Raw genomic sequence first — 7,618 nt, forward strand, 5'->3', positions numbered from 1 at the left:
GAGCTGGCTGGGTCGTGAAGCTTGATTCGATGTACCAGGAAGTCATCCTGGACCACTACAAGAACCCGCACGGGCGTGGTCTGCGGGATGGCGACGCCGAGGTGCACCACGTCAACCCGACGTGCGGCGACGAGATCACGCTGCGCGTGAAGTACGACGGCACGACGATCAGCGACGTCTCGTACGAGGGCCAGGGCTGCTCGATCAGCCAGGCCTCCGCCTCCGTACTGAACGAACTCCTCGTCGGCAAGGAGCTGGCCGAGGCGCGGAAGGTCCAGGAGACCTTCCTGGAGCTGATGCAGTCCAAGGGCCGCCTCGAGCCCGATGACGCGATGGAGGAGATCCTGGAGGACGCGGTCGCGTTCGCGGGTGTCTCCAAGTACCCGGCGCGGGTGAAGTGCGCCCTCCTGAGCTGGATGGCGTGGAAGGACGCGACGGCCCAGGCCCTGGGCGGAGCCGACGCCGAAAGGAAGACGGCATGAGCGAGACCGTTGAGATGAAGCCGGCCTCGGAGGAAGAACTCCGCGAGGCCCTGTACGACGTCGTCGACCCCGAACTGGGCATCGACGTCGTCAACCTCGGCCTGATCTATGGCATCCACATCGACGACGCGAACATCGCGACCATCGACATGACCCTGACCTCGGCGGCCTGCCCGCTGACGGACGTCATCGAGGACCAGGCCAAGTCCGCCACGGACGGCCTGGTCAACGAGCTGCGCATCAACTGGGTCTGGATGCCGCCGTGGGGTCCCGACAAGATCACGGACGATGGGCGGGAGCAGCTTCGGGCGCTCGGGTTCAACGTCTGAGTCCGTCTGTACGTGTGTGGCCCTCGGCTCTGCGCCGGGGGCCACACGTGTCTTCCGGACTCAGGCCAGCCCGTCCACCAGCCGGAACGCCGAGTCCGCCTGGTACTGACCGCTGTACTGGTACGACTCCAGGCGGACCGTGAAGTTCCTGTGGCGCAGGAAGCGGCCCGGGTAGTTCACCGCTTCCAGCATGACCGCGCCCGAATAGGGCGAGCTCCGGGGGCAGAACGTGGCGTCCTGCTCGAACAGGGACGAGCCGTCGTCGCGGTCCGCGCGCAGGACGAAGTCGCGGTGGCGCAGATATGCGCCGTCGGACGTGGCGAAGGAGTAACAGGAGGCGTCGGCCAGGCCCTTGACCTGCTTGAAGGTGGAGTCCTCGCGGGATTCCGAGCCGCGGACCGGGTCGAGCCTCACCAGGCCGCCGCTGACGTGCCAGTAGCGGTCGGGGTAGTTGACCGAGCGGACCGAGCGCCACGTGGCGGCCGGTGGCTTCGCGTCCGGCGAACTGGGGCGTGGGGTGGGGGACTTCGGCGGGTCCGCCGGCGGGGTCGCGGAGGCCGAGCCGTGCGGGCTGGGGGAGGCCTTGGTGGTGCGGGCGGGGGGCGAACCGCTCTTCCTGCCCGGTGTCGTGGCGCCGCTCGTGGACGGCGTGGCGAAGGAGATCAGACCGGGGCCGGTCGGGTCGGTGCCGGCCGCCTGGTCCTGGGGCGACGGTGACCGGCCGTCAGAATGCCGGTCCGTCATGGCTATCGCGGTCAAGCACGCGGCGACGGTGGCCAGCGCCAGCGCGCCGGCCAGCCACAGACGTCGCGTTCCCGGTACCCGGGAGGTGTCCGGAGTCCAGCCGCTCTCCCATGGCTGGTTCTGCGGGGGCCGGGACTTGCTTTCTGGCATGCGCGATTCCTCCAGCGGCGCCCGTGGCGACGGCTGCGGCCGGTGATGGGTAAGTTGATGAACGGTGAAACACTAGTGGAGCGGGTGAGTTCCCGGCAGCCGTTTGCGTGAGCGGCTTCCACATCGGATATGTACGCTCGTACACATGGGATACCTGATGCTCGCCGGCGCCATAGCCGCCGAGGTGGCCGCGACGACGGCCATGAAGTACACCGACGGCTTCACCAAGTTGCTGCCCTCGCTGCTCACCGCCCTCGGCTACGTCGTCTCCTTCGCGCTGCTCGCCCAGACGCTGAAGACCGTGTCGGTCGGCACCGCGTACGCGATCTGGTCCGGCGTCGGCACGGCGGCCATCGCCACCATCGGGATCGCGTTCCTGGGGGAGGGCATGACCGCGACCAAGGCGGCCGGCATCGCGCTGATCATCGTCGGCGTGGTGGTGCTGAACCTGGGCGGTGCGCACTGATGCCCCGACGGTACGACCCCGAGCGACGGCAGCGGATCATCGACGCGGCGATCCGGGTCGTGGGGGAGAAGGGCCTCGCCGGACTGAGCCACCGCACCGTCGCCGCCGAGGCCGATGTGCCGCTCGGCTCCACGACGTACCACTTCAAGACCCTCGACGACCTGATGGTCGCGGCGCTCCGGCAGGCGAACGAGGGCTTCGCCAAGGTGGTCGCCGCTCGCGGCGGCCTGTCCGAGCCGGGCACCGACCTGGCCGCGGAACTCGCCGGCCTGCTGGGCGAGTGGCTCGCGGGCGAACGCACCGGTGTCGAGCTGGAGTACGAGCTCTACCTCGCCGCCCTGCGCCGCCCCGCTCTGCGCCCGGTCGCCGCGGAATGGGCCGAGGACCTCGCCGCCCGCCTCGCCCATCGCACGGACCCGGTCACGGCACGGGCGCTGGTCGCGCTGCTGGACGGGATCTGTCTGCAGGTGCTGCTGACGGGGGCGCCGTACGACGAGGGGTATGCGCGGGAGGTGTTGTCGCGGGTCATCGACGCCTCGGCGTGAACCACCGTGATCCTGCCGGGCGTCGCCCGTGAGTCCCCTTCCGCCGCCGTCGGTGAACCGATCCGCGGCCGTCCGTGAACCGTTCCGCGGCCGTCGGGGAACAGCGGGTGACACGCTCACCCCGACCACACCCACGGAGGCCACCACGTGACCGGACCACCGGACCCGTCCTCGCCCGAGGACGCCCAGGTCGTCGCCCAGTCCCTGGAGGAACCGGAGCTCTTCGCCCGCCTCTACGACCGGTACGCCCCCGACATCCACCGCTACGCGGCACGACGGCTGGGCGTGAGCGCCGCCGACGACATCACCGCGGAGACCTTCCTGGTCGCCTTCCGCATCCGGTCCCGCTACGACACCACCCGCCCCAGCGCCCGCCCCTGGCTCTACGGCATCGCCGGCAACCTCATCGGCAAGCAGCGCCGCGCCGAGGTACGGGCCCTGCGGGCGCTGGCCCGTACCGGGCACGACCCGGTCGCCGAGACCTGGTCCGAGCGCGCCGACGAACGCGTCACCGCGCAGGCGGCGCAGGCCCCGCTCGCCGGGGCACTGGCCGCGCTGTCCGTGGGCGACCGGCACGTGCTGCTGCTGGTGGCCTGGGCGGACCTGACGTACACCGAGGTCGGTGAGGCGCTGGGCATCCCCGTCGGCACCGTGCGCTCCCGGCTCAACCGCGCCCGCCGCAAGGTCCGTTCGGCCCTGGGCGCCGATCCCGCATTCACGCTCGACGCCACGGAGGTGGTCTGACCATGGACGAGATGACGGCGGTCCGCGATCTGCGGGCCGAGGCGCCGGCGGCCGAGCGCGCGGATCTCGTCGCCGGGCGCGAGCTGCTGCTGCGGGAGGCGGCGGGCCGCACCCGCACCCGCCGGCTGCGGAGCGACTGGCGGCTCGTGGCCGCGGGAACGGCGGCCGTGATCACCGCCGTGGCCGTGATCGGGACACAGGTGGCGGACCGCGGACCGGAGGGTGCGCAGCCGGGAGCCGGAACCGGCTACAACCTCGAACTGGGCAGTGCCAAGGACCTCCTGAACGACGCCGCCGACGCCATCGCCGCCGGTCCCGCGGTCACCGCGCGCGACGGCCAGTGGATCTACGTGAAGTCCGTCGAGACGAACGTGACGGACGACGAGCCCGACCCGCAGACCAGCGAGGACTGGATGGCGTACGCCGATCCGAAGATGGAGGGCAGGCGAGCCGGCGACGACCACTCGCCCAGGGAGGAGTACGCGTTCCTCAAGAGCCTCCCGGACGACCCGGCGAAGGTGCGGGCGAAGGCGCGCGCGTTCTTCTACGCCACCGACCCGTCCGAGACCCGTACCCAGCACGAATACCGGGCCCTCGTGGCCGTCCTCAGCCGGGCGTACGCGTACGATCCCGCCGGCCTCGCCAAGGTCTACCGGGCCCTCGCCACGATCCCCGGCGTGCAGGTCGCGGAGGTCCAGGACGACGCGGGACGCAGCGCCTACGCGCTGTACCTGAAGAGCGTCTCGAACACCTCCCGCGACGAAGTGCTCCTCGACCCGGACACCTGGCTCTACGCGGGGTACCGGTCGGTGGAGCGGAGCGGCAGAAACGAGGAGTGGGGCAAGGGAGACGTCGTGATCAGCACGGCACGGCTGGCGGTGGCGGTGGTGGACAGGAAGGGCGAGAAACCCTGAGGCCGCCGTGATCAGAAGCCCTGAGGTCGCCCTGATCACGGCCCCGTCCCGGCCGGTGTGCCCGGCACATGAGACGCCGTGTACACCGGTTCGCCCTCACCCCGCCCGGCCGGTTAGGTTGCCCGTATGACCGACACGACTGCTCCTCGCACCACCGGCGCCGTTGCCGCCGGCCTCGCCACGATCGCCGCCGACGGCACCGTCCTCGACACCTGGTTCCCCGCGCCCGAGCTCACCGCTGCGAGTGCCGAGGGCCCTGGCCCGTCCGGCACCGAGCGGCTGTCCGCCGAGCAGGCCGCGGAGCTGCTCGGCGGCGGCGCGACCGCGGCGATCGGCCCGGACGCCCGCCGGGGCGTCGAGGTGGTCGCGGTCCGCACGGTCATCGCCTCCCTCGACGACAAGCCGATCGACGCGCACGACGTCTACCTGCGCCTGCACCTCCTCTCGCACCGCCTGGTCAAGCCGCACGGCCAGAGCCTGGACGGCATGTTCGGCTTCCTCGCCAACGTCGCCTGGACCTCGCTCGGCCCGGTCGCCGTCGACGACATCGAGAAGGTGCGGCTCAACGCCCGTGCCGAGGGCCTGCACCTCCAGGTGACCTCGATCGACAAGTTCCCGCGCATGACGGACTATGTCGCCCCCAAGGGCGTCCGCATCGCGGACGCCGACCGAGTCCGTCTCGGCGCGCACCTCGCCGCGGGCACCACCGTCATGCACGAGGGCTTCGTCAACTTCAACGCGGGCACGCTCGGCACGTCGATGGTCGAGGGCCGTATCTCCGCGGGCGTCGTGATCGGCGACGGCTCCGACATCGGCGGCGGTGCCTCGACCATGGGCACACTCTCCGGCGGCGGCAACATGATCATCTCCATCGGTGAGCGCTGCCTGATCGGCGCCGAGGCAGGCGTCGGCATCGCCCTCGGCGACGAGTGCGTGGTCGAGGCCGGTCTGTACGTCACCGCCGGCACCCGCGTCACCATGCCCGACGGCCAGATCGTCAAGGCCCGCGAGCTGTCCGGCGCCTCCAACATCCTCTTCCGCCGCAACTCGGTCACCGGCACGGTCGAGGCCCGGCCGAACAACGCGGTCTGGGGTGGCCTGAACGAGATCCTGCACAGCCACAACTGACGTACGCACAGCGCCACGAACGAGTTACCCGGCGTGACCTCGCAGCGGTTCAGTCAGATGAACGGGTGGACGCTCCAGTCCGATCAGAGGCCGAACCGACGAAACGAGGGACCTGGGTATGAGGAACGAGCGGGCGAGGATCGTGGCGCGCTGCCTGACCGGGGCGGTCACGGCGGCCGTGGCGTGCTGGCCGGCGGCCGGTGTCGCGCACGCCGACGAGACCAACACGGCCTCGCACAACGGCCCCCGGATCGGGCTGGTCAACGTGGGCCAGGTCGACGACCCGATGGAGGATGTGCTGGAGCACACCTTGCTGTTCGGCGACGGCTACCGCTGGGGCTGACCTGCTGCCTCGACGGGCCGGGGTCCCGCACCGCACACGCGCGGTACGGGACCCCGGCCCGTTTGTCCGTTCGCTGGACCGGGCGGAGTGGGAGCCGGTCTTCGCCCGCCGCTGGCCGGGGGTTTCCCTCAGGCGGCCACCAGCCGTTCGTACGCCGCCAGCAGCCCGTCGACCGCCCTACGGTCGGCGGGCCGCAGCGGTGCGCGGACCGGGCCCGCGGGCAGGCCCAGTTCTTTGAGGAGGGCCTTGGCGGTGACCGTGCCGGGCAGGCCCGCCGACATCATCAACTCGATGAGCGGGATGGCACGTTGCTGCAGCCGGGCCGCCTCCGCCGTGTCTCCCGCGTCGAACGCGGCCAGGACGGCGCGGAGTTGGGTCGGGGTGGCGTTCGCGACCGTGCTGATGTATCCCGCGCCGCCCACCGCGTACAGGGCGAGGTTGTGCTCGTCGCAGCCCGCGTAGTACGCCAACTTCGTGCGTGAGAGCACCTTCTGGGCGCCGAGGAAGTCGTACGAGCAGTCCTTGACCGCCACGATCCGGGGATGTTCGGCGAGCCGGATCATCGTGTCGGGCTCGATGCGGGTGCCGGTGCGGCCCGGGATGTCGTACAGCGCCACCGGCAGCCCGGACGCGTCCGCGACCTGGCGGAAATGTTCCTCCAGGGCGTCCTGCGGGGGCTTGCTGTAGTACGGGCTGACCACCAACAGGCCGTCCGCGCCCGCCTTTTCGGCCGCCAGGGCCAGTTCGACGGTGTGCCGGGTGTCGAAGGTGCCCACGCCCGCGACGATCGACGCCCGGTCGCCCACCGCCTCCCGGACCGCGGTGATCAGCGCGGCCTTCTCCGCGTCCGTGGTGGTCGGCGACTCGCCCGTCGTACCGGACAGCACGAGACCGTCGCAGCCGTCCGTCACCAGCCGTTCGGCGAGCCGCTGCGCGCCGTCGAGGTCGAGCGCGCCCGCGTCGCCGAAGGGCGTGATCATGGCACAGAGCGCGCGGCCGAAGGGGGCGGCGGAGGGAGCGGCGGAGGGTCGGGCTGTCGTCATGCGAGTAGTCTCGGCAGAGCGATAGTGAAGCTCCACTTAATTTTTCTACGAGGTATCGGTAAGGATTGCTGCGAGGTCGCCGTCCGTGGCAGCGTCGCCCGAAGCGCGATGGCCCTATGTCCAAGTCGGCCCTTCATGGGTCACCATGGCCAGGACGGTCATCGACCCCTGGTCATGGGAGGCGTCATGAAGCTCGGCAAGGCACTCGCCACCGGAGTCGCGGAAGAGCGGCCGCAGGCCACCGTGGAAGAACCCGAATTCGAACTCCCCGCGGAAATCCGGGACGTCGAAGAGTCCGTGCCCGAAGAGGCCCCGGCCGCCCGATGAGGCTGCGGCTCCCCGAGGAACGCCCGACGGAGCCGCCGACCGGATACAAGATCGCCCACCCGGTGCTGTCCCACGACGGCACCCGGGCCGGGTTCACCGGTGTGTCGCTGGGCGGCGCGCTGCCGTACGGAGTCCTGGCCGACGCGGCTTGCGTCTACGGCCTGCGGCACCGGGCACCGCACCGCCGCTGCGACTGCGGATTCCACTGCGTGCACGACCGTACGACGGCCGAGGCACTGCTGTGCACGGCCGAGCACCGGACGGCCGTCCTGCTCGAAGTATCGGTACTCGGCCGCTACATCCGCTTCGAACGCGGCTTCCGCTACGCCCGCCAGCGGGTGCGCACCGCCACGGTCGGCCCGTGCGCCTGCGGCACGGTCGCGGCGGCGCTCGCCGACGCCGG

Annotated in this window: 11 protein-coding genes and 1 pseudogene; 10 read left to right on the forward strand and 2 right to left on the reverse strand. The window is 71.1% G+C overall.

The annotated features are described in order from the left end of the window. Nucleotides 1-14: 14 nt before the first annotated feature. Both sufU and CLM62_RS27165 read left to right on the forward strand, forming a co-directional pair. The gene (gene sufU, locus CLM62_RS27160; RefSeq protein WP_095752542.1) at nucleotides 15-482 is read left to right on the forward strand and encodes a Fe-S cluster assembly sulfur transfer protein SufU; all 468 of its coding nucleotides are present in this window, start codon (nucleotides 15-17) and stop codon (nucleotides 480-482) included. After that, nucleotides 479-811 carry a metal-sulfur cluster assembly factor gene (locus tag CLM62_RS27165; protein WP_037743875.1) on the forward strand — a complete coding sequence of 111 codons (333 nt, stop codon included), beginning with the start codon at nucleotides 479-481 and terminating at the stop codon, nucleotides 809-811. The genes sufU and CLM62_RS27165 overlap by 4 nt, the downstream gene beginning before the upstream one ends. A gap of 60 nt (nucleotides 812-871) precedes the next feature. Here the strand turns inward: CLM62_RS27165 and CLM62_RS27170 are convergent, their stop codons facing one another. Then, entirely contained in the window at nucleotides 872-1,705 is an 834-nt protein-coding gene (locus tag CLM62_RS27170; RefSeq protein ID WP_095752543.1) for an AbfB domain-containing protein, read from the reverse strand. A gap of 145 nt (nucleotides 1,706-1,850) precedes the next feature. On the opposite strand from CLM62_RS27170, the gene CLM62_RS27175 reads away from it, so the two are divergent. From CLM62_RS27175 to CLM62_RS27200, 6 genes are all read left to right on the forward strand, one after another. Continuing rightward, on the forward strand, nucleotides 1,851-2,171 hold the full coding sequence (locus CLM62_RS27175) for a multidrug efflux SMR transporter (RefSeq protein WP_095752544.1): 321 nt from the start codon (nucleotides 1,851-1,853) through the stop codon (nucleotides 2,169-2,171). Continuing rightward, complete coding sequence (locus CLM62_RS27180) at nucleotides 2,171-2,716, forward strand: TetR/AcrR family transcriptional regulator (RefSeq protein WP_095752545.1); 546 nt, start codon at nucleotides 2,171-2,173, stop codon at nucleotides 2,714-2,716. The genes CLM62_RS27175 and CLM62_RS27180 overlap by 1 nt, the downstream gene beginning before the upstream one ends. Nucleotides 2,717-2,863: 147 nt before the next feature. Next, on the forward strand, nucleotides 2,864-3,460 hold the full coding sequence (locus CLM62_RS27185) for an RNA polymerase sigma factor (protein WP_095752546.1): 597 nt from the start codon (nucleotides 2,864-2,866) through the stop codon (nucleotides 3,458-3,460). Between the two features lie 2 nt (nucleotides 3,461-3,462). Next, nucleotides 3,463-4,374 (forward strand): CU044_5270 family protein, encoded by a 912-nt coding sequence (locus CLM62_RS27190; RefSeq protein WP_095752547.1) that lies wholly within the window; start codon nucleotides 3,463-3,465, stop codon nucleotides 4,372-4,374. A gap of 126 nt (nucleotides 4,375-4,500) precedes the next feature. Further along, nucleotides 4,501-5,502 (forward strand): 2,3,4,5-tetrahydropyridine-2,6-dicarboxylate N-succinyltransferase, encoded by a 1,002-nt coding sequence (gene dapD, locus CLM62_RS27195; RefSeq protein ID WP_095752548.1) that lies wholly within the window; start codon nucleotides 4,501-4,503, stop codon nucleotides 5,500-5,502. Between the two features lie 118 nt (nucleotides 5,503-5,620). Beyond that, on the forward strand, nucleotides 5,621-5,845 hold the full coding sequence (locus CLM62_RS27200; protein WP_095752549.1) for a hypothetical protein: 225 nt from the start codon (nucleotides 5,621-5,623) through the stop codon (nucleotides 5,843-5,845). Between the two features lie 128 nt (nucleotides 5,846-5,973). On the opposite strand, the gene dapA is transcribed toward CLM62_RS27200, so the two are convergent. Continuing rightward, nucleotides 5,974-6,888, reverse strand: a complete 915-nt coding sequence (dapA, locus tag CLM62_RS27205) for a 4-hydroxy-tetrahydrodipicolinate synthase (RefSeq protein ID WP_179382243.1) — start codon at nucleotides 6,886-6,888, stop codon at nucleotides 5,974-5,976. Nucleotides 6,889-7,074: 186 nt separating this feature from the next. Here dapA and CLM62_RS50245 point away from each other — a divergent pair, with 186 nt between their 5' ends. Continuing rightward, nucleotides 7,075-7,215, forward strand: coding sequence for a hypothetical protein (locus tag CLM62_RS50245; protein WP_179382244.1), 141 nt, complete (start codon nucleotides 7,075-7,077; stop codon nucleotides 7,213-7,215). Next, nucleotides 7,212-7,618 (forward strand): annotated as a pseudogene (locus tag CLM62_RS27210) (hypothetical protein); the annotation flags it as partial. The gene CLM62_RS50245 and the pseudogene CLM62_RS27210, both read left to right, overlap by 4 nt.

It is taken from the genome of Streptomyces sp. SA15 (genome assembly GCF_002291145.1).
Lineage (GTDB): Bacteria > Actinomycetota > Actinomycetes > Streptomycetales > Streptomycetaceae > Streptomyces.